Origin of the sequence: Saccharomonospora sp. NB11 (genome assembly GCF_015910535.1) — a bacterium.
In the GTDB taxonomy this organism is placed as follows: Bacteria; Actinomycetota; Actinomycetes; order Mycobacteriales; family Pseudonocardiaceae; genus Saccharomonospora.
In genome coordinates, this window is record NZ_JACBJG010000007.1 from 1 (window position 1) to 19,744 (window position 19,744).

A 19,744-nucleotide genomic window follows, 5' to 3' on the forward strand; every position below is an offset into this window, starting at 1 on the left:
TCGTAGTGTTTCGGTGGTTATAGCGGTGGGGAAACGCCCGGTCCCATTCCGAACCCGGAAGCTAAGCCTGCCAGCGCCGATGGTACTGCACTCGAAGGGGTGTGGGAGAGTAGGACACCGCCGAACTTAACTTCATACAGTGATGGAGGGGAAGGCCCCGCCGGATCGAGACAGGTTGAGACACCTTGTGTTTCCCGTCGATTCGCGGGCCTTCCCCTCCAACACGTTTCGGGCCTCCAACACGTTTTAGGACGGTGTTGTTGGGGCTGGACGTTGCACACTGCAGCACCCACTTTGCGCGGAGGCCAATGAGCCTCCGCTTTTTGTGTTTCAGAGGCGTGACCGACGGTGACAATGCCGCTTCAGGTGAGTGCGGGGTCGTAAGCTGGGCCGCGTGAGCTCCCCTCGAATCCTTGCCATCCAGCCCGACCGGTTCGACCCGTTGGGGCCGCTCGGAGAGTGGCTCACCGAAGCCGGTGCGTCAATCGATCTACGCCTGATGCCCGACGACGGCCTTCCGGATTCCCTGGCGGGATATGACGGGCTCGTCGTGCTCGGGGGAGGCATGAACGCCGAACAGGACGACGAGCACCCGTGGCTGGCGTCCGTTCGAGCGTTGTTGGCGTCCGCGGTGTCGGAGGACCTCACGACTCTGTGCGTGTGCCTCGGCGCGCAGCTGCTTGCGGTGGCTGCCGGAGGTCGTGTGACGGAGGGGCCCGACGGGCCTGAACTCGGACCCTCGATCGTCTTCAAGAAGGACGCGGCGTGGGTGGACCCGCTGTTCGCGGACCTCCCACTCATGCAGGACGTGTTGCAGTTCCACTCCGACGCCATCACACACCTTCCGCCGAACGCAGTGCTGTTGGCATCGTCCGCGCGCTACGCCAACCAGGCCTTCCGGCTGAACCGTCGCGTCTACGGCGTCCAGTTCCACATCGAGACGACTCCGGACGTCGTGCTGCAGTGGGCGGAGAATTCGCGTTCGAAGGCCGAAGCCCTGCGGACCGTGCGGCTGGACCGCGAAACCCTCGGCCAGGCCCACGACGACATCGCCGAGGCGTGGCGTCCCTTCGCTCACCGCTTCGTCGAGCTCGCCGCGGGCACGAGGGAGCCCGCCCAGCTCACTCCGCCGTCGCTGCCGATCCTCGATGGCTGAGCGGAGTCGCCCAGCGGCGTCGGCGGCCCGATACGGGTTCACCGACCGTGCCGCGCAGGAGACGTTGACCGCGGTCGGCTGGTGGACCGACGAGGGACCCGACCCGGCCGTTCGCGAGGTGCTCCACGCGATCGCCCGGACGCCCGACCCCGACCTCGCTCTGCTCGCCCTCGACCGCATGCGTACAGCCGACGAGGCGGCGTGGCCCGACGTCGACAGGTTGTTGCGCAACGACAGGCGATTCCGAGGACGGCTCTTGGCTGTGCTCGGCTGCTCGACGGTGCTCGGCGACCTCCTCGTGAGCGAGCCGGATCAGTGGCACCGCCTCACCAGGTCCCGCACGCCGGTGCCGGACTACGACGCTCGCCTTCTCGACGCCGTCACCGACGGGCAGGAGGTCATGACCGGGCCGTCGGCCGTTCAGGCCTTGAGAAGCGGGTATCGCGGGCTGCTGCTCGAGATCGCGGCAGCCGACCTCGCGGCCGTGGTCGAACCCGAGGCCGAGCCGATGAGCCTCAACGACGTCACCTGGTCGCTCACCGCACTCGCCGAGGCGGCGTTGCGCACCGGGCTCTTCGTCGCGGAGCGCGAAGTCGGACACGAGGCCGCCGGAACGCTGGCGGTCATCGCCATGGGCAAGTGTGGGGCGCGCGAGCTGAACTACGTCAGCGACGTCGACGTCGTCTTCGTCGGGGCGGGTGACATCGCGGTGGCGACCCGGTTGGCGGCTTCACTCATGCGCATCGTGGGTCAGGCGTGCTTCGAGGTCGACGCGGCACTGCGGCCCGAGGGCAAGGCGGGGGCACTCGTGCGCTCGCTCGACAGCCACGAGAACTACTACACGAGGTGGGCGCGAACCTGGGAGTTCCAGGCGCTGTTGAAGGCCCGGCCGGTGGCCGGCGATCGTGCGCTGGGACGGGACTACGCGGAACTCGTCGCCCCCATGGTGTGGGCGGCGGCGGAGCGGGAGGACTTCGTCTCCGACGTGCAGCGGATGCGTCGACGGGTGGAACGACACGTGCCCGCCGAACTTGCGGACCGGGAGCTCAAGCTCGGCCGCGGCGGCCTGAGGGACGTCGAGTTCGCCGTGCAGCTCTTGCAGCTCGTGCACGGGCGGTCCGACACCACACTGCGCTCACCGTCCACGGTGGACGCACTCGAAGCGCTCGGCGCCGGGGGATACGTGGGCCGCGCCGACGCGGCGGAGCTGCGCGAGTCGTACGAGTTCCTGCGGACGGTGGAACATCGCCTGCAGCTACGGGGACTGCGCCGCACCCACTTGTTCCCGAAACTCGACGACGTCGACGAACTGCGGTGGCTGGCCCGCGCGAGCGGGGTGCGACCGTCGCGAGGGCGGCCGGAGACCGAGGTGCTCACCGCCGAGTTCCGCCGGCACGCGCGTCGGGTGCGGCGACTGCACGAGAAGCTGTTCTACCGGCCGTTGCTGGAGGCGGTGTCGAAGGTGCCCACGGCCGCCCTGCGGTTGACGACGCAGCAGGCGGCGAACAGGTTGGCGGCCCTCGGCTACCTCGCCCCGGACGGCGCGCTGCGGCACATCGACGCGTTGACCGCAGGCGTGTCGCGGCGGGCGGCGATCCAGGAGACCCTGTTGCCGGTGTTGCTCGACCTGCTGGCGGACACTCCGGACCCGGACGGCGGTCTGCTGGCGTACCGGCGAGTGTCGGAGGCGTTGGCCGACACGCCGTGGTATCTCCGGGTGCTGCGCGACGAGGCTGCGGTGGTCGAGCGCCTCGCCTTCCTGCTCGGGACGTCGAAGTTGGTGCCCGATCTGTTGGTGCGTGCTCCCGAAGTGCTGCAACGGCTCGGGGACACCGAGGCGTTGACGGGTCGGTCGCCGGACGAGGTGGCCCGGTCGCTACGCGCGGCGGCGGGCAGGCAACCCGGCATGGAGGCCACCGTCGTGGCGGCGCGCTCGTTGCGTCGGCACGAGTTGCTGCGGGTCGCCTGCGCGGACCTGCTCGGTCTGCTCGACGTCAGCTCGGTGTGCGTTGCGTTGTCCTCGGTGTGGACGGCCGTGCTGCAGGCCGCGCTGGAGGCGGCGATACGCACCCGGGCGAAGGAGATCGGCGGCGAGCGGGCGCGCATCGTGGTGATCGGCATGGGCCGGCTGGGCGGGGAGGAACTCGGCTACGGTTCGGACGCCGACGTGCTGTTCGTGTGCGAGCCGGTGGAGGGGGCGAGCGACGGCGAGGCCGTCCGGTTCGCCACGGCGGTGGCGGAGTCGGTGCGGTCGGCGCTCGCCGCGCCGAGCCAGGACCCGGCGTTGTCGGTGGACGCCGATCTCCGGCCGGAGGGGCGCAGCGGGCCGTTGGTGCGCACCTTGGAGTCCTATCGCGCGTACTACGCCCGGTGGGGCGAGGTGTGGGAGTCGCAGGCTCTGCTGCGGGCTCGGGTCGCGGCCGGGGACGCGGACCTCGGTGAGCGGTTCCTGGACATGGTGAACCCGCTGCGCTACCCGGAGGGTGGGCTGGACGCGGCCAAGGTGCGGGAGATCCGACGTATCAAGGCGCGCGTCGAGACGGAACGGCTGCCGCGGGGTGCGGACCCGACCACGCACACCAAACTGGGCCGAGGCGGACTCGCCGACGTGGAGTGGACCGCTCAACTCATGCAACTGCGTTACGCCGCTGAGCTACCCGGTCTGCGCACCACCTCGACACCCGCGGCGTTGCGTGCTCTGGTCGAGGCCGGCCTCGCGGACGCGGAGGACGTCGACTCGCTCGTCCAGGCGTGGGAGCTGGCGACGCGGGCGCGCAACGTGACCATGCTGGTGAAGGGCAAGCCGTCGGACCAATTGCCTGCCTCGGGGCGGGAGCTGGCGGCCGTCGCACGGGTCTTCGGCCAGTCCGACGACGACGATCCGGGCGAGTTCCTCGACACCTACCGTCGCGTGACCCGCCGCGCCCACTCGGTGATGCAACGACTCTTCTACGAGTCGTGATGGTCACCGACGCGGGACGGCCGGAGGGGGCGCGGCCTATGGTGAGCGCGTGAGTGAGCAGGAGCCGTTCCGAGTCCGCGTCAAGGTGCGTCACTACGAGCTCGACAGCCTTGGGCACGTCAACCACGCCGTCTATCACCAGTACGGCGAGATCGCGCGACTCGAACTGTTCGAGAAGGCCGGGGGCATCGAGGGGGAACTCCGTGCGCTGGGCATGGCGCCTGTGCTGTTGGAGTCCCACATCGTCTACCGCCGGGAGCTGCGCTCGGGGGACGAGGTCGACGTGAGCTGCCGTGCGGAGTTCGGCGACGGCAAGGTGTTCTGGATGACCAACGACATCGTCAAGGTCGACGGCACTCTCTCGGCCCAGATCCGCTGCACGCTGGGCCTCATGGACCTGACCAAGCGCAAGCTGGTCGCCGAGCCCCGGCAGCGGTTCGTCGACGCGGGGCTCGACCTCGACCTGCTCAGCGGCGGCGCGTAGTACCCGCCTCTCACACGGCGGCGGCCACGGCGGCGCCGACGAAGACGATCTGCATCACCGTCCGCTGTGGCAGCGGAGTGACGGGCTTGCCGCCGAGGCTGAGACCGCGTCGAGCCGCCGACACGTTGGCGGGGAACATCGCGAGCATGAGCAGCGCCAGGCCCGCCGCAGCCCAGCGCGCCACCGGTGGGACGAGCAGTGCGACGGCGCCACCGAGTTCGAGGACACCGGTGACGGCCACCAGCATGCGCGGACGCGGAAGCCTCGGCGGAATCATGGCCGCCATGTCGTCGCGCCACCCCGGCAGGAAATGCGGAATGCCGGTGAACACGAGCATCAGGGCGAGCGCGGCTCGGAGAGCGGACTGCCATCCGTCGAGGACGTCCACGCCCACCAGCCCGATGAGCCGGAACACGACGAACCCGCCTGCGAGAGCGAAGAACGGTACCAACGTGGACTCCCTCCACCATGATCTTGACGCTGACAAGATGGCACCGATGCGGTAACTTGTCAACGCAAAGATCGCGGCGGAGCGGGGAGTGAGGACAATCGGCGGTTCGGGCTACCACCACGGGAACCTGCGACGCGTGCTCTTGGACGCGGCGCTCGACGCCATCGCTGAAGCCGGTCCGGCCGGCTGGAGTCTCCGCGAACTCGCGCGGCGGGCGGAGGTGTCGCATGCCGCGCCCACGCACCACTTCGGGGACAAGACGGGAGTGCTCACCGCGTTGGCAGCGGAGGGCTACGAGGCGTTCGCCGATGCCCTCGAACGCGAGGTCGGCGACTTCCGTCGAGTCGGCGTGGCCTACGTGCGGTTCGCGATCGACCACCCTGCCTACTTCACCGTGATGTTCCGGCCCGATCTCTATCGCGTCGACGACCCGGCCGTGGCCGCCGGGCGGGAGCGGGCGCGCACGATCCTCGTCGACGGCGCCCGCAGTCTTTCCCCGGCCACCGAACTCGACCGTGCCGTCACGCTGGCAGCGTGGTCCTGCGCTCACGGGTTCGCTCATTTGTGGTCGAGCGGTGCGCTGTCGGAGAGCGTGAGCGGAGACCCGGAGCAGACGGCGCGCGCGGTCTTCGACGCCATGTTCGGCGAGGTGAACGCCGACGGTCGGTGAGTTGCCGACCGCAGAACAGAAAAGTCGCGGCTGCCGACGCGCCGGTGAGGCGTGGGTCGACAGCCGCGACTTTCTCGACGTTTTTACCGGTTCAGCTCACATGGCTCACACGTCGTAGTAGAGCGCGAACTCATACGGGTGCGGGCGGAGTCGCATCGGCTCGATCTCCTCCTGCCGCTTGTACGAGATCCACGTCTCGATGACGTCCGGAGTGAACACGCCGCCCTCGAGGAGGAAGTCGTGGTCGGCCTCCAGGGTGTCGAGCACCGTGCCCAGGTCGCTGGGGACGAGCTTGACGTCCTTGGCCTCCTCCGGCGGCAGCTCGTAGAGGTCCTTGTCGATGGGCTCCGGCGGCTCGATCTTGTTCTTGATGCCGTCGAGACCGGCCATCACCATGGCGGAGAACGCCAGGTACGGGTTACCGGACGAGTCGGGGCAGCGGAACTCGATGCGCTTGGCCTTCGCGTTGCTCCCCGTGATCGGGATACGCACGCAGGCCGACCGGTTGCGCTGCGAGTAGACCAGGCTCACCGGAGCCTCGTAGCCCGGCACGAGCCGGTGGTACGAGTTGATGGTCGGGTTCGTGAACGCCAGCAGGCTGGGCGCGTGCGCGAGGATGCCGCCGATGTAGTGGCGGGCCATGTCGGACAGCCCGGCGTAACCGGACTCGTCGTAGAAGAGCGGCTCGCCGTCCTTCCAGAGCGACTGGTGGCAGTGCATGCCCGAGCCGTTGTCGTTGAACAGCGGCTTCGGCATGAACGTCACCGTCTTGCCCGCGGCGAACGCCGTGTTCTTGACGATGTACTTGAACAACTGCAGGTCGTCGGCCGCGTGCAGCAGCGTGTTGAACTTGTAGTTGATCTCGGTCTGGCCCGCGGTGCCCACCTCGTGGTGCGCGCGCTCCAGTTCGAACCCGGAGGCGGTCAGCCGCTGCGCCATCTCGTCACGCAGGTCGGCGTAGTGGTCGACCGGCGGGACGGGGAAGTAGCCGCCCTTGAACTTCGTCTTGTAGCCGAGGTTGCCGCCTTCTTCCTCGCGGCCGGTGTTCCACCAACCCTCGATCGAGTCGATCTCGTGGAAGGTCGAGTGCTCCGACGAGGAGTAGCGCACGGAGTCGAAGATGTAGAACTCCGCCTCGGGGCCGAAGAACGCCGTGTCGGCGACACCGGACTCACGGATGTACTGCTCGGCCTTGCGCGCGATGTTACGAGGGTCGCGGCTGTAGGCCTCGCGCGTGAACGGGTCGTGCACGAAGAAGTTCAGCGACAGGGTCTTGTGCTTACGGAACGGGTCGATACGCGCCGTCGCGGGGTCCGGCAGCAGCAGCATGTCGGACTCGTGGATGGACTGGAAGCCGCGAACCGACGAACCGTCGAACGCGAGGCCTTCTTCGAAGGTCTTCGTGTCGAACGCGGAGGCGGGGATGGTGAAGTGCTGCATCACGCCCGGCAGGTCACAGAACCGCACGTCGACGAACTGCACGTCTTCGTCCGCGATCAGACGCAGGACCTCGTCTGGATTGGTGGACACCCTCGGTGGCTCCTTCGTGGTCGGTGCCGGCGGCAGTGCGCCTGTTGCCCTCACGCTAAGGCCTGGGTGTTGCCCAACCGTCACCTCGGTGTTTCGCGCACGTTAACCAGGCCCCGTAACTCGGGGCGTCGCGGCAGGGCCGCGTTGCCCGACACACCTGAGTTGACCAGGTCGGACATTTGTTACGCACGACGAATACCCTGAACGGGTGGCACGATGGACCGGCGAATGGCTGCAGACGGTGTCTTCCGGCGGAACGACCACGCCGGAGGAAGCTCCCCGATGGCCGGGTGAGCGGTTGGGGCTGCCTGAGAGCGGACCGCTCTCGGTGGCGGGGTCCGGGCGGCGTTTCGCCGCGCTGTTGGTGGACCTGGTCGCCGCGTCTTTGCTGACGGCGATCTTCACGCGACCGGACTACTCGGATCTGGCCGCGATGCAGAACCACAACCTGTGGGCGCTCGTGACCTGGGCAGTCATCACCGTGCTGCCCGTGACTCTCTTCGGGTTCACCCCCGGGATGGCGGCGACGGGGATTCGCGTGGCCAGGCTCGACGGCAAGGCGGTCGTCGGCCTCTGGAGAGCGGCCGTCCGGTGCCTGCTGACGTTCTTCATCATCCCCGCTGCCGTGCGCAACGCCGACAACCGTGGCTGGCACGACCGCCTCACCAACACCGTCGTCGTGACGTTGCGGTAGGTCGGCGGCGCGCCGCCACGGTTGGGAGCGCGGGCGGTGTCAGCGACGACGGATGGTGCGCTGCAGGTTGCGCATCTTGGCGCCCTGCGGCATCGGGCCCTTGGGCAGGGCGGCGCCTCGATTGCCGAGCGCGGTCAGCTTGGTCTCGAGGGCGTCGATCTCACGGGGCCGCAGGTTGCGGGGCAGCTTCATGAGGTGGCTCTGCAGCTTGCGCAGCGGCACCTGGCCCTCGTCGGTCCCGACGATGACGTCGTAGATCGGCGTCTCGCCGACGATCCGCGCGATGCGCTTCTTCTCCTGGCGCATCAGCGTCTTGACCCGGTGCGGAGCACCCTCCGCGACGAGGATGATGCCCGGCCCGCCCAGCACCCGGTGGACGGCGTCGAGCTGAGTGGTCGCGGCGACCGTCTGCGTCACCCGCCAGCGACCCCGCAGGTTGTCCAGCGCCCAGGCGGCGGCTCCCGGCTGGCCCTCGGCCTTCGTGTAAACGGTCTTCTGCACCCGGCGACCGAACACGATCATGGCGGCGAGCAGGCCCAGCATGATGCCGATGGGCAGTAGCCACCACTGGATGCCCATGAGCCAGCCAAGACCGAAGACAAGCCCGGCCACGACCAGGAAAGATCCCAGCATCCAGGGGATGAGGGCCTTGTCCTCCTTGCGCTGCATCGAAAACGCTTGGAAGATCTGCGCTCGCCTGGCCTTGCTCGCCGCGCGCTTCTCCCGCTTGGCCTGCTTGGCAGCTTCCTTGTCCTGCTTTCCCGCCATAATTCCCCAGGATACGGGTGCCCGGGTGGGCGTCGGTCCGTCGGTTCCCTCTGCGAGGATGCGGGGGTGGGCAGCGCACAACGCTCGACCGGATTGCGGGACCCGCTCGACGGGCTCGACCCGGAGCAGCGCACGGCCGCGAGCGCGCCTCGCGGTCCGGTGTGTGTGCTCGCCGGGGCCGGCACGGGGAAGACCCGCACGATCACCCGCCGAATCGCCTACCTGGTACGACACGGACACGTCGCCCCCACGCAGGTACTCGCGGTCACCTTCACCGCCCGAGCCGCGGGAGAACTTCGGGCGAGGTTGCGGCAGCTCGGAGTCGACGGCGCTCAGGCGCGCACCTTCCACGCCGCCGCGTTGCGGCAACTGCGGTACTTCTGGCCCCGGGTCGTGGGTGACGCGCAATGGGACCTTCTCGACGGCCACAAGTTGAGGCTCGTGGGTCATGCCGCCAACAAGCTCAAGCTGCCGACCGAGACCGAGGTACTGCGTGACCTCGCGGGCGAGATCGAGTGGGCCAAGGCGTCTCTCGTCGGGCCCGACGAGTACCCCGACGTCGCGCGTGCCCGTCGCCGGGACATCGGGCAGCCGGTGGAGCGGGTGGCCGACGTGTACCGGACCTACGAGACCCTCAAGAACGATCGGCGACTGCTCGACTTCGACGACCTGCTGCTGCACACCACGGCGGCCCTCGAAGAACACCGAGGCGTGGCGGAGGAGTTCCGCGACCGCTACCGGTGCTTCGTGGTGGACGAGTACCAGGACATCACCCCCGCACAGCAACGCTTGTTGGACGCCTGGCTCGGCGGTCGGGACGACGTGACGGTCGTAGGGGACGTCAACCAGACGATCTACTCCTTCGGCGGTGCCTCGCCGCGGCCGCTGTTGAACTTCACCCGGCGGTATCCCGGTGCCACGGTGGTGCGGCTCGAACGTGACTACCGCTCCACCCCGCAGGTGGTGGAGTTTGCCAACCGCGTCATCAGCGGAGCACGCGGACGTCCGGCGGGCACCCGACTGCGCCTCGTGGGGCAGCGTCCCGACGGGCCGCGTCCGACTTTCGCCGAGTACGACGATGAACCGGCCGAGGCCGCCGCGGTGGCGCGACAGGTGCGTGCGCTCGTGGACAGCGGTGTGCCGGCCCGTGAGATCGCGGTGCTGTTCCGCGTCAACGCGCAGTCGGAGACCTACGAGCGGGCGCTCGCCGACGCGGGTGTGCCCTACCAGGTACGAGGCGGTGAGCGCTTCTTCCAACGGCCCGAGGTCCGGCAGGCGGTGAGTGCGTTGCGCACGGCCGCTGTGGAACACAGGGGCACTGAGGGAGCGGAAGCTCCCGAGCTGCCCGCGATGGTGGGCAAGGTGCTCGCGACCGTCGGATGGACCCCGCGGCAGCCGTCGGGCGGTGCCGCCCGTGAACGGTGGAGCGGGTTGCAGGGCCTGTACGAGCTGGCCGAGGATCTGACGGCCGAGGTCACGGCGGTCACTCCAGGCGAGCAGCCGACGCTGTCGCGTTACGTCGCGGAGTTGGAGCAGCGGGCGGCGGCACAGCACCCACCCACCGTGGACGGCGTGACGTTGGCGTCCCTGCACGCGGCCAAGGGACTGGAGTGGGACGCGGTCTTCCTCGTCGGCCTCGCCGACGGCACGGTGCCCATCCAGCACGCCACCACCGACGAGGCCATCGAGGAGGAACGTCGGCTGTTCTACGTCGGCGTCACCCGTGCGCGGGAGCATCTCGCTCTCAGTTGGTCGCTCGCGCGCTCGCCGGGCGGACGCCCGCACCGCAGGCGGAGCCGCTTCCTCCACGGCCTCGTTCCCGAGACCGAGATCCCGGGACGTGCGCGTCGGCCATCGCGACGGCGGCCCGGCACCACCCCGGTCTGCCGGGTGTGTGGGCGCGAACTGCAATCGACGTTGGAGATCAAGGTCGGCCGCTGTGTCGACTGCCCGTCCGATCTCGACGAGAACCTGCTCGAACGTCTGCGCGACTGGCGGAAGGCGAAGGCGAAGGAACTGGGAGTTCCTACGTTCGTCGTGTTCACCGACGCGACGCTCGTCGCCATCGCGGAGCAGCGTCCCCGAGACGTGCGTGGCCTCGTCTCGATCTCCGGAATCGGGGCGACCAAGGCCCACCGTTTCGGTGAGGACGTCCTCGCGGTCGTCGACGAGGTGGCCCACGGGGGCCAGTGATCCCGAGCTGGCGAAGTCGCTGGTCAGAAGCATATTTCGCCGTCTCGGCGGGAAGTTGGAAAAATAAGTTGCTGCGCTGCTCGGAGCGCAATAACCTGCATGCACTGGGTGGATACTGTGTGATTCCGGCCGCCGCGACCGCGGTGGGCCGCCGGACGGAGAGAGGAGGTGCCAGCGATGCGGATCTACTGGGAGAACGGCATTGCCGGCACGCCGCTGTCCGGGTTCGGCCACGCCATTCGTCGGCGTGGTGACCTCATGGTGTCGCGGGATGCGCAGCAGTACGAGGAGACGCGTGCACGCGTCGATGTTGTTCCCGTTTCTTCTGCTGTCGCCGGCGTTGTCGAGGGCGGTAAAGCGGCTGTTCGTCGCCTGACCGTCGATCTTCCACAGCAGTACTGGGTTCCGTTGTGCCCACAGGAGAGTGTGCCCTGACCTAGGTGTCAGTGGACCAGGCTCACGAAGGCCGCGGAACCGTAATCCGGATCCGCGGCCTTTGTCGTGCGCGGATTCGGGTTCCGGGTGAATCGAGTAGCGCACAACAACACGAGGGAGAACATCAATGCCATCGGCGACCGCCTTCGCGTCAGAGAAGGCGTCGGAGAAGGTACTGACTGACAACGCAGGCGCAGCGGGTGTGGCCGGAATGCTGGACACCGTTGCTGCGCCGGGGATCGACCTGCCGTGCCGTGCCGGTGACGCGGACCTGTGGTTCGCCGAGGCCCCGGCGGACCTGGAACGCGCGAAGCACCTGTGCGGTGACTGCCCCGTCAGGAATTCCTGCCTGGCCGGTGCCTTGGCCCGACGGGAACCGTGGGGCGTCTGGGGCGGGGAGATCTTCGAACGAGGAGTGATCGTGGCGCGCAAGAGGCCGCGCGGTCGTCCTCGTAAGCACCCGGTCGTGACGTCGGCCGACGCGGTGACCACGCGCGACGCGCAGCGGAGCGCGGCATGAACACGCTGCTCGTCCCCGCGCTTGCAACGCCGTGCCCGACCACTGTCCACCGTGAACGCAGTGACGTTCACCGAAAGCTGAAGGGATTCGCCGTCATGTTGCTTCATGAAGAACTCGCCAGAGAACGAATACGGGACATGCTCCAAGCCGCGTCCGACCGGCGTGAGGCCCGTTCTGCGAAGCAGTCCAGGAAAAGGGCACGTGCGGCAGGCACGAGGTACGGCCGGGCGTAGTGCCAACCACTATGTGCGGGGGCAGCGAGGTGCGTCGCTGCCCCCGCACCATGCGTATCGAAGGGGAAGACAATGTCGCAGGTGACGCACGACGACATCGACTGGGCGTCGAAGCTCGCGGACATGCGGAGGTTCGACGCGATCGAGAGCTCCGCCGTGCGCGAGGTCGCCACGAAGCTCGTCGAGCAGGCGCCGCCCGGCGCGGTCGTCGTGGACGCGGGGTGCGGCGCCGGTGGAATGAGTGCGGCTCTGGCCTCCGCGTTGCGGGGAAAGGGCGGTGGCACGCTCGTGCTCGTGGACGCCGTGGACGAGCTGCTTCGGGCAGCCCAGGACGCCGCGATCGCCGCTGGCCGTGACTCCGTCTCGGTCACCACCGTGACCGCGGACGTCGCCACCGAGCCGCTCGCGTCCCGCGTGCCGGAGGCCGATCTCGTCTGGGCATCGGCCATGGTGCATCACCTCCCGAACCAACAAGCAGGCGTCGTGACGCTGGCCTCGATGCTCGGGCCGGGAGGAATGTTGGCGCTCGCCGAGGGCGGCAGCCCGCAACAGTTCCTTCCGTGGGACACCGGAGTCGGCCGTCCTGGCCTGGAAGCGCGGCTCAACGCGGCTCGTGACGAGTGGTTCGGGGAGATGCGCGCGGGCATCCACGGTGCGGTCCCGATGCCGTACGGCTGGACCACGGCCCTGACTCGGGCGGGGCTCGCGGACGCGACGTCCTTCAGCTATCTCGTCGATCACCCGGCGCCTGCGAGCGAGGCCGTACGACAGCACGCCGTCGCACGATTCACCTGGCTCGCTGACACTGTCGGTGATCGGTTGAGCCCCGGTGATCGGGAGGCTGTGGCCGCGTTGATCGACCCGGACGACCCGCGGTTCCTCGGCAGCCGCGACGACGTCTTCCTGCTCTACGCCCGGACGGTGCACACCGGGCGCCGACCTCGCTGACGCCGTTCTCATCGCCAGCTCGCGGGGCGGGCTTCGGACAGTACCGGGGGACGAGGACGTCGGGCGGCGTGGCGGAACGCACGGACCAACTCGGCGACGACGAGGTCACCGTGGTGACGCAGCATCGACGACGGCGTGCGCACCAATACGACACCCGCGGCGCTCAGGGCGAGCCCGGCACGGTCGTTTCGAGGTCGCAGTCGGTCTGGGCTGGTCGGGGAGAGAACCGACCAGCCCAGACCGACGTCGTCCCACCAGGCGTCCACCGTGCCCAGGAGGCGGCGACCGCGAGTGAGCACGTCGGTGTCCCAGCGTGGGGGCGGAAGCGGACAGCGTCGGGCCAGCTCACGTGCGGTTCGGCGCAGAGCGCATGTGTCGGTGTAGGTCAGCGCGCGTAATTGCATGCGGACGACGGCCGAACCGCGTTGGGAACCCTGGTCGAGTTCCGTGCGCAGGTCGTCGAGGCTGCACAGACCTTCCTCGATGGCGACTGTGAGCAGCCGACGAATCCGGTCGGGGTCAGTCTCACGGCGGGCGGCGTCGATCACCGCGCGTGCCGGCGGAGCGTAGGGGAGCCCGTCGACGATCAGGGGGTGCGGTAGACGCGCAGTGCGCTCGACGGCCAGGAACGCGGGCGGGGTCAGTCGACGACCCGCGGCGACCAGGGTCTGCACCTGTGGCGGCGGGGAGAGGCGTACTCCGTTCGCTCGGAGCGCGTCGACACCGGTGATGACCCCTTCGGGGCCGAGGTAGGCGACAGCGGCACGGAGGAGCTGACGCCGGGTCGGCTCACCGGAGTCCAACAGGACGACCCCTGTGGCGAGCCGTCGCCACGGGCCGCCGGGTCTGCATCGTTTCGTGATGGTGCTCGGGTGCACGCCGAGTGAGCGCAACTGTGCCACCGACAGTACGAGCGCCTCCGGGTCGGCCGGGCGAGCGGGAGTGCTCGCCGTCGAGAACACCGACGTCAGAGTGGGGTCGAGGACGCGAGGAGAGGACTGCGGGCTGAGGGTCGCTACCGATGTCGTCGAGGTCATGCCACGAGCCTGCTCCGGAACGCGCCCTCATGGCGCCGCCTTCGCCACGCTGTGGACAACTCACCGGCACCAACGGTGCCGTTCGGTCATCGCGGACCCCGCCTGTGGACAACTACTCCCGGTCTGTCGACTCAGGCGGCGAAGCCCGGCTGCCACTGCTCGACGATCGAGCGCACGGGCAGCTCGGCGTCGAGTTGGCACAGGATGCCGATCGCCCCGGCGGTCACGCGGTGGATCAAGAGCCACTGAGGCGGCAGGTTGAGCGAGCGGCCGATGTGGAAGTCCTTGTTCCGCGCGTCGCCCATGCGCATCGCCTGCTTCTGAGCCCATTCGCGCGTGAAATGGAAGGTCTCATCGGTGAGGGGAGCGACGAGGGGCAGCAGCCAGGCGTAGACGTCGTCGGCGTCCAGCCCGATCTCAGGACGCACGAAGCCCTCCGCCCTGAGCACTTCGAAGAGGTCCTGTGACCGTCCTTCCAGAGCCAGGCGCATCATCACGCCGAGGGCCCGTGGCGCCCCGTCGGGGAGGTTCGCCACGGCCCCGAAGTCGATGACGCACAACCGGCCGTCGTCGAGCAGCATGAAGTTGCCCGGGTGGGGGTCCGAGTGGAGCAGGCGGGCCCTGGCGGGCGATGAGTAGTGGAACTCGGCGAGAAGTCGGCCGGCCTCGTTGCGTTCGTCCGAGGAACCACCAGCGATGATCTTCGAGTAAGGAGTGCCGGTGACCCACTCGGAGACGATGACCTTCGGAGCACTCGCCACGACGCGGGGCACGAAGACGTTCTCGTCACCCTGGAACGCCTTCGCGAACCGGCGTTGATTGTCCGCCTCGCTCCGGTAGTCGAGCTCCTCGTTCATGCGCTCGGCGAGCTCGTTGAGCAGCGGTTTCACCTCCGCGCCGGGCAGCAGCGCCTGGAACAGCCTGCTGAAGCGCTGGAGTTGGCGGAGATCGCTACGGAGAGCTTCGTCCGCGCCCGGGTACTGCACCTTCACGGCGACCTCGCGGCCGTCGTGCCAGACGGCGCGGTGTACCTGCCCGATGCTCGCCGCCGCGGCGGGCTCGTCGTCGAACTCGGCGAATCGGCGTTCCCACGACCGGCCCAGTTGCTCGGCGAGCACACGGCGGGTCTGCCGGGTGGGCATGGGAGGCGCCGCCGCCTGCAGTCGAGTGAGTGCGTCGCGGTACGGGGCGGCGAACTCCTCGGGCACCGCTGCCTCGAACACACTGAGTGCCTGCCCGAACTTCATCGCGCCGCCCTTGAGCGTGCCGAGCACCTCGAAGAGCTGCTCCGCCGCCTTGGCCGACAGCGTGGCGTTGACCTCCTCGGCGCTCTGACCGGTGAGCCGTCGTCCCCACCCACCCACGGCGCGACCGGCGATGCCGAGCGGCAGGCTCGCGAGCTTCGCCGTGCGTGCCACTGTTCGCCGGGGCAGGGGCGCGTCAGCCTGGTCGCCGAGGGAGTCGTGGGAGTCCGTCACGACAGCGATTCTGCCTTCCGGATCACCACTTCCGCACTGATTTCTGGGTGTGAAGAGCAAGTCAATGGGCAGATCGCCGACGCGGAGCGCCGCACGGGCAGCGGGGATGAGGTGGCCATTCGCGTCGGGTCACGACTCCCGTGACGCAGTCCAGTTCGAGTGTTGCGTTCCAGGTCGGCGGCGGTGTCGCGCGCAATGCGACGGGTGCTGCGGCGAGCGCCCGGAAGGCCTGGGCGACGGCCAGAGCGGCCGTGCCGTGAGTGCTGGTGACGTCTGCTTCCTGGTAACGGCCCGCCAGTTGTCCGGCGATCCGGGGCCAACACGGATCACGGCCCGTGCGGTGCAGATCCGCGCATCGAAGGCAGCTCGTCCGGCCGGGCACGACGAGCGGCCCGACGATGCCGATGCCGTCGCGTACTCGTGCGACGAGATGCGGCACACCCCCGGCGACCAGGTCCATCACCACTTCCGGAGCAGGGACCACGGCGTCGGTGAGGATCACGAGCTGCGTCGCCGTGGCGTCGGGTCGCAGGCGCGCGAGGCGTACCTGGGGGTCGAGGCGTCTGGCGAGGTCGGCGAGGGCGTCCGCGCGCCTCCGTCCGACGTCCTCGGGACGAAGGCCCGACCCCACGTCGCTCCGCGAGACCACGCCGTCGGCGGCGAGCCGCAGTCGCACGACGCCCGTCCCGACGAGGAGCGAGGTGACGGCGGCAGCCAATCGACCCCCACCGTGGACGCCGATCGTGTGCCTGGCCGAGGCGATCACCCCGAGCGGACTCCGGACACGCCCGGCCTTCGTGGCCGTGGCGTCGACGTCTTCGACCAGGCCGCGTGCGGTGAGATCCTGCAGGACCGCGCGCAGGCGTCCGGCGTGCTCGGGGTGAACGAGCGAGAGCAGGGTCTCCGTGCTGCGTCGACCGTCGAGCCCGCGCAGGACGTCCATGAGAATCGGCGGTAGGTCGGTCGCGACGACGGCGTGGCGTGGGTCGAGGCCGATCTGGATCTCGTTGGCGCGACGTTCGAGCACGGGTAGTCCCGCGCGGAGCCGCGGTCGCCTCGGCACCGGTACGCCGGAGACGACCTCCGTGAGCGGTCGGGTCATGCGCTCACTGTGACCAGAGAGGTCACCGTCCGCACAACCCTCGCCCGAGTTGTCCACAGGTCGGAACGCTTGTGGACAACTCCGGGTGATCCGCGTCCGTGATCACCACGATGTCGGTGGTTGGCCTTACCTTTGTTCCCGTGGCCGATGTACGGGTTCCCTCGCTGAGGAATCGGAACAACACCCAGCGCGATGTCGCAGGGATGACGGAGAACGTGGAGGTACGGCGTAGTGCCCGACGTCGTCGGACGGTCACCGCGTACCGGGACGGCGACACGCTCGTGGTCCTGATCCCCGCCACGATGACGAAGGCGGAGGAGAAGCATTGGGTCGCGGAGATGCAGCGCAAGCTTCAGCGCTCGGAGAGTCGCCGCGCCAATCCCGCCCGGGCGTCGGACGAGGCCCTGCTGCTGCGCTGCACCCAGCTTTCGCAGCGCTACCTCGACGGCACGGCGCAGCCCGCGAGCGTGCGGTGGGTCCCGCCGATGCGGACACGCTGGGCGTCGTGCACACCTGCCGACCGCACGATCCGAGTCAGTGAACGGCTCCGTGACGTGCCGTCCTGGGTGCTCGATTACGTGCTCGTGCACGAGCTGGCGCATCTGCGGGTGGCCGAGCACAACCGTTCGTTCTGGAACTTGGTGAAGCGGTATCCCAAGACCGAGCGGGCGATCGGCTACCTGGAAGGGCTTTCGGCGGCGGAGCGGATGGCCCACGCGTGAGGCGTGAGCAGCAGTGCGGCGAGCGGGTACGCGCTCGGTGAAATCGCGCGGGTGGATCGTCGCGTTCGCAAGGGGGAGTGAGGTTCAGGTGATCGACGGGAGTGCCAAGCCCGCAGGTGGGGAGGTGAGTGGGTTCCACGCTGGCTGACCGTGGGCGGGGTGCAGTGCCGGCGAGTGAGTGGTGCGGTTTCTGGTGATCGATGGGCGGGTCGCCGTGTCTGTCGGCGGGCCCTGAAGTTCGTGGGCGGGCTACGGAGCTGACGCGGCAGGTGGGCCACGTTCAAGGCTGGCCGGTCGACGCGGTCGGGCCGGTCGGCTGTTGCCGGTCGGCTGTTGGAGGGCACGGTCCCGGTGCGTGGCCTACCCACGACGTGGCCTGACCACGATGGGAGTCCGGTTTCGAAACACGTCGGCTGTGCGCCTGGAAACGGGCGACTAGGTGCCCGGGCACGCGGCTACACACCGACACGGGTGGCCACATGCGTTGACGCGTGCCTGCGCATGGGCGGCCACACACAATCGGTGCTCGGCTGCGTGGCCGGACAGGCTTTCGGCCTGAGACTGGGCGCCGGTCTGGTGCTGCCTTAAGGCAGCGCTGACCCTGTCCGGGGGCTCTGACCTGTCCGGCTGCGCTCTTGCCTGGCTGCGCTCTTGCCTGGCTGCGCTCCTGCCTGGGTGCGCTCCTGCCTGGGTGCGCTCCTGCCTGGGCGCGCCGCGGACCGCGTGGTGTTGTCCGGGGCCGGGCCCGGACGCTGCTGCCGCCGGACCGCTCTGCCGCTGCTCGGTGGTGAGGTGACGGATCGCGCCCGTGCTGGAGACCGCGCCCGTGCCTGGGGCGACGCAGCCCCAGGCCGGTTGCCTCAGTTGTCGCCGCGCGGGCGCTCGTCCCGGTCGTCCTCGCCGTTCGCGGTGCCGTCTTCGGGGCGGCCGTGCTGGGACGAGTCGGATTCCGTGCTCCCCGACTCGGTGTCCTTGGCGCCGGTGGTGTTCTCGGCGTGGTCGGTGTCCTGGGTGTCCTGGGTGTCCTGGGTGTCCTTGGCGCGCTCGGCCTTGGCGGCGCGTTCGAGTTCCTCGATGGGGTCGACCCCTCCACTGAGGGCGCCGGTGTCGCCGAGACGTTCGGCGAACTCCATCGGGTCGTCGAGATCGTCGGCCGTCGGCATGAGGTCCGGGTGGCTCCAGAGGTTGTCCCTGGCCTGCATCCCGTGCCGATCGCCCACCAGCTTCCACAGCGCCGATGCCGCTCGCATCCGCCGCGGCCGCAGTTCGAGACCCACCAGCGTGGCGAACGTCTGTTCGGCGGGACCGCCGGTGGCGCGACGGCGGCGCATCGTCTCCCGCAGGGCGTCCGCGCCGGGGAGTCGATCACCGACCGCATCGGCCACGACGACGTCGACCCACCCCTCCACGAGCGCGAGCAACGTCTCCAACCTGCCGAGCGCGGCTTGCTGCTCCGGCGTGGTCCGAGGCTCCAGGAGACCGGAGGACATCATCTCTTCGATGCTGGCGGGGTTCGTCGGGTCGACGCGCCCGGCGAGCTGTTCGAGCGACTCGGTGTCCACCGTGATGCCCGACGCGAACTCCTCGACCGTCGCCAACAGCCGCTGCCGCAGCCACGGGACGTGGGCGAAGAGCCGCTGGTGTGCCGCTTCCCGCGCCGCGATGAAGACGAGGACCTCGCTCTTGGGGCGTTCCAGCCCCTCGGTGAACGTCTCGATGTTCTTCGGCAGGAGCGCGGACGTGTTCTCCGGGCCGAGGGGAAGGCCCACGTCCGTGGACGTCAACACCTCGGACGCGAGTCCCGCCAGCGCGTTGCCGAGCTGCGAGCCGAACGCCATCCCGCCCATCTGGCTGACCATGGAGAGCAGCGGCCCGGCCGCCTGCTTCGCCTCCTCGGGCAGTGCCTGCATCCACGCGCCCGAGACCTGCTTGGCGACCGGATCGCACAGTCGCTGCCACGTGGGCAGTGTCTTGTCGATCCAGTCCCGCGCCGTCCACGCCTTCGTCGTGGTGGCCCCTGCGGGCAGGATCGTGGCCTCGTCGAGCCACAGTTCCGCGAGGTGAGCGGAGTCGCGCACAGCCGTCTCGTTCGAGCTGTCGCCCGCGGAGAAGCCCATCTGGCCCTCGGACCCGAGGCGCTGGAGGGCGATCTGCTTGGCCAGGTCGTAATTCACCGGCCCCGAGGAGCTGCCGGCCTGGCTGAGCATCTGACCGAGCTGGCTGAGCATCTGCCCCAGCTGCTGGAAGGCGTCGGCGCCTGAGCCGGACTGCCCTCCCGACGAGTCGTTGTCGCGACCTTTGTCGGGATCGGGCAGGCCGAAGCCGAACGGTGGGTTGCTCATATACACCACCGTACGCGGA

At 69.1% G+C, this 19,744-nt stretch carries 17 protein-coding genes and 1 rRNA gene; 11 read left to right on the plus strand and 7 right to left on the minus strand.

Going from position 1 to position 19,744, the window contains the following annotated elements; translation table 11 throughout:
- Nucleotides 1–9 precede the first annotated feature (9 nt).
- The 4 genes from rrf (at nt 10) to JAV51_RS12000 (ending at nt 4,602) form a co-directional block, all read left to right on the plus strand.
- Nucleotides 10–126: ribosomal RNA gene (gene rrf / locus JAV51_RS11985) — 5S ribosomal RNA — on the plus strand.
- A gap of 268 nt (nt 127–394) precedes the next feature.
- Complete coding sequence (locus JAV51_RS11990) at nt 395–1,156, plus strand: type 1 glutamine amidotransferase (protein ID WP_197320781.1); 762 nt, start codon at nt 395–397, stop codon at nt 1,154–1,156.
- Entirely contained in the window at nt 1,149–4,118 is a 2,970-nt protein-coding gene (locus JAV51_RS11995; protein ID WP_197320782.1) for a bifunctional [glutamine synthetase] adenylyltransferase/[glutamine synthetase]-adenylyl-L-tyrosine phosphorylase, read from the plus strand. The genes JAV51_RS11990 and JAV51_RS11995 overlap by 8 nt, the downstream gene beginning before the upstream one ends.
- Nucleotides 4,119–4,167: 49 nt before the next feature.
- The gene (locus JAV51_RS12000) at nt 4,168–4,602 is read left to right on the plus strand and encodes a thioesterase family protein (RefSeq protein ID WP_197320783.1); all 435 of its coding nucleotides are present in this window, start codon (nt 4,168–4,170) and stop codon (nt 4,600–4,602) included.
- Between the two features lie 10 nt (nt 4,603–4,612).
- On the opposite strand, the gene JAV51_RS12005 is transcribed toward JAV51_RS12000, so the two are convergent.
- Complete coding sequence (locus JAV51_RS12005; RefSeq protein WP_197320784.1) at nt 4,613–5,053, minus strand: DoxX family membrane protein; 441 nt, start codon at nt 5,051–5,053, stop codon at nt 4,613–4,615.
- Nucleotides 5,054–5,141: 88 nt separating this feature from the next.
- Between JAV51_RS12005 and JAV51_RS12010 the strand changes: the two genes are divergently transcribed.
- Nucleotides 5,142–5,723 (plus strand): TetR/AcrR family transcriptional regulator, encoded by a 582-nt coding sequence (locus JAV51_RS12010; protein ID WP_197320785.1) that lies wholly within the window; start codon nt 5,142–5,144, stop codon nt 5,721–5,723.
- A 105-nt stretch (nt 5,724–5,828) separates the two neighbouring features.
- Here the strand turns inward: JAV51_RS12010 and glnA are convergent, their stop codons facing one another.
- A complete protein-coding gene (glnA, locus tag JAV51_RS12015; protein ID WP_197320786.1) occupies nt 5,829–7,253 on the minus strand; it encodes a type I glutamate--ammonia ligase in 1,425 nt (474 codons plus the stop codon).
- Nucleotides 7,254–7,461: 208 nt separating this feature from the next.
- Between glnA and JAV51_RS12020 the strand changes: the two genes are divergently transcribed.
- Nucleotides 7,462–7,947 (plus strand): RDD family protein, encoded by a 486-nt coding sequence (locus JAV51_RS12020; RefSeq protein ID WP_197320787.1) that lies wholly within the window; start codon nt 7,462–7,464, stop codon nt 7,945–7,947.
- A gap of 39 nt (nt 7,948–7,986) precedes the next feature.
- On the opposite strand, the gene JAV51_RS12025 is transcribed toward JAV51_RS12020, so the two are convergent.
- The gene (locus tag JAV51_RS12025; protein ID WP_197320788.1) at nt 7,987–8,715 is read right to left on the minus strand and encodes a DUF4191 domain-containing protein; all 729 of its coding nucleotides are present in this window, start codon (nt 8,713–8,715) and stop codon (nt 7,987–7,989) included.
- A gap of 66 nt (nt 8,716–8,781) precedes the next feature.
- Between JAV51_RS12025 and JAV51_RS12030 the strand changes: the two genes are divergently transcribed.
- The 4 genes from JAV51_RS12030 (at nt 8,782) to JAV51_RS12045 (ending at nt 13,044) form a co-directional block, all read left to right on the plus strand.
- Nucleotides 8,782–10,908 (plus strand): ATP-dependent DNA helicase UvrD2, encoded by a 2,127-nt coding sequence (locus tag JAV51_RS12030; RefSeq protein ID WP_197320789.1) that lies wholly within the window; start codon nt 8,782–8,784, stop codon nt 10,906–10,908.
- 177 nt (nt 10,909–11,085) lie between these two features.
- Nucleotides 11,086–11,343: a hypothetical protein gene (locus tag JAV51_RS12035; protein ID WP_197320790.1), complete on the plus strand. Its 258-nt coding sequence runs from the start codon at nt 11,086–11,088 to the stop codon at nt 11,341–11,343.
- A 127-nt stretch (nt 11,344–11,470) separates the two neighbouring features.
- Nucleotides 11,471–11,863 carry a WhiB family transcriptional regulator gene (locus tag JAV51_RS12040; RefSeq protein WP_197320791.1) on the plus strand — a complete coding sequence of 131 codons (393 nt, stop codon included), beginning with the start codon at nt 11,471–11,473 and terminating at the stop codon, nt 11,861–11,863.
- A gap of 305 nt (nt 11,864–12,168) precedes the next feature.
- Entirely contained in the window at nt 12,169–13,044 is an 876-nt protein-coding gene (locus JAV51_RS12045; RefSeq protein WP_197320792.1) for a class I SAM-dependent methyltransferase, read from the plus strand.
- Between the two features lie 8 nt (nt 13,045–13,052).
- Here JAV51_RS12045 and JAV51_RS12050 read toward each other — a convergent pair whose 3' ends face one another.
- The 3 genes from JAV51_RS12050 to JAV51_RS12060 form a co-directional block, all read right to left on the minus strand.
- On the minus strand, nt 13,053–14,015 hold the full coding sequence (locus JAV51_RS12050) for a hypothetical protein (RefSeq protein ID WP_197321030.1): 963 nt from the start codon (nt 14,013–14,015) through the stop codon (nt 13,053–13,055).
- Nucleotides 14,016–14,212: 197 nt separating this feature from the next.
- On the minus strand, nt 14,213–15,559 hold the full coding sequence (locus JAV51_RS12055) for an AarF/ABC1/UbiB kinase family protein (RefSeq protein ID WP_197320793.1): 1,347 nt from the start codon (nt 15,557–15,559) through the stop codon (nt 14,213–14,215).
- A gap of 61 nt (nt 15,560–15,620) precedes the next feature.
- Complete coding sequence (locus tag JAV51_RS12060; RefSeq protein ID WP_197320794.1) at nt 15,621–16,661, minus strand: TOMM precursor leader peptide-binding protein; 1,041 nt, start codon at nt 16,659–16,661, stop codon at nt 15,621–15,623.
- Between the two features lie 203 nt (nt 16,662–16,864).
- Here JAV51_RS12060 and JAV51_RS12065 point away from each other — a divergent pair, with 203 nt between their 5' ends.
- Nucleotides 16,865–17,383: a M48 family metallopeptidase gene (locus JAV51_RS12065; RefSeq protein WP_231642043.1), complete on the plus strand. Its 519-nt coding sequence runs from the start codon at nt 16,865–16,867 to the stop codon at nt 17,381–17,383.
- Between the two features lie 860 nt (nt 17,384–18,243).
- On the opposite strand, the gene JAV51_RS12070 is transcribed toward JAV51_RS12065, so the two are convergent.
- A complete protein-coding gene (locus JAV51_RS12070; protein WP_231642044.1) occupies nt 18,244–19,725 on the minus strand; it encodes a zinc-dependent metalloprotease in 1,482 nt (493 codons plus the stop codon).
- Nucleotides 19,726–19,744 lie beyond the last annotated feature (19 nt).

Coding starts and splice junctions, on each gene's coding strand:
- JAV51_RS11995 (WP_197320782.1), top strand. CDS start 1,149: ATGGCTGAGCGGAGTCGCCCAGCGGCGTCGGCGGCCCGATACGGGTTC.
- JAV51_RS12025 (WP_197320788.1), bottom strand. CDS start 8,715: ATGGCGGGAAAGCAGGACAAGGAAGCTGCCAAGCAGGCCAAGCGGGAG.
- JAV51_RS12035 (WP_197320790.1), top strand. CDS start 11,086: ATGCGGATCTACTGGGAGAACGGCATTGCCGGCACGCCGCTGTCCGGG.
- JAV51_RS12040 (WP_197320791.1), top strand. CDS start 11,471: ATGCCATCGGCGACCGCCTTCGCGTCAGAGAAGGCGTCGGAGAAGGTA.
- JAV51_RS12045 (WP_197320792.1), top strand. CDS start 12,169: ATGTCGCAGGTGACGCACGACGACATCGACTGGGCGTCGAAGCTCGCG.
- JAV51_RS12060 (WP_197320794.1), bottom strand. CDS start 16,661: ATGACCCGACCGCTCACGGAGGTCGTCTCCGGCGTACCGGTGCCGAGG.
- JAV51_RS12065 (WP_231642043.1), top strand. CDS start 16,865: ATGACGGAGAACGTGGAGGTACGGCGTAGTGCCCGACGTCGTCGGACG.
- JAV51_RS12070 (WP_231642044.1), bottom strand. CDS start 19,725: ATGAGCAACCCACCGTTCGGCTTCGGCCTGCCCGATCCCGACAAAGGT.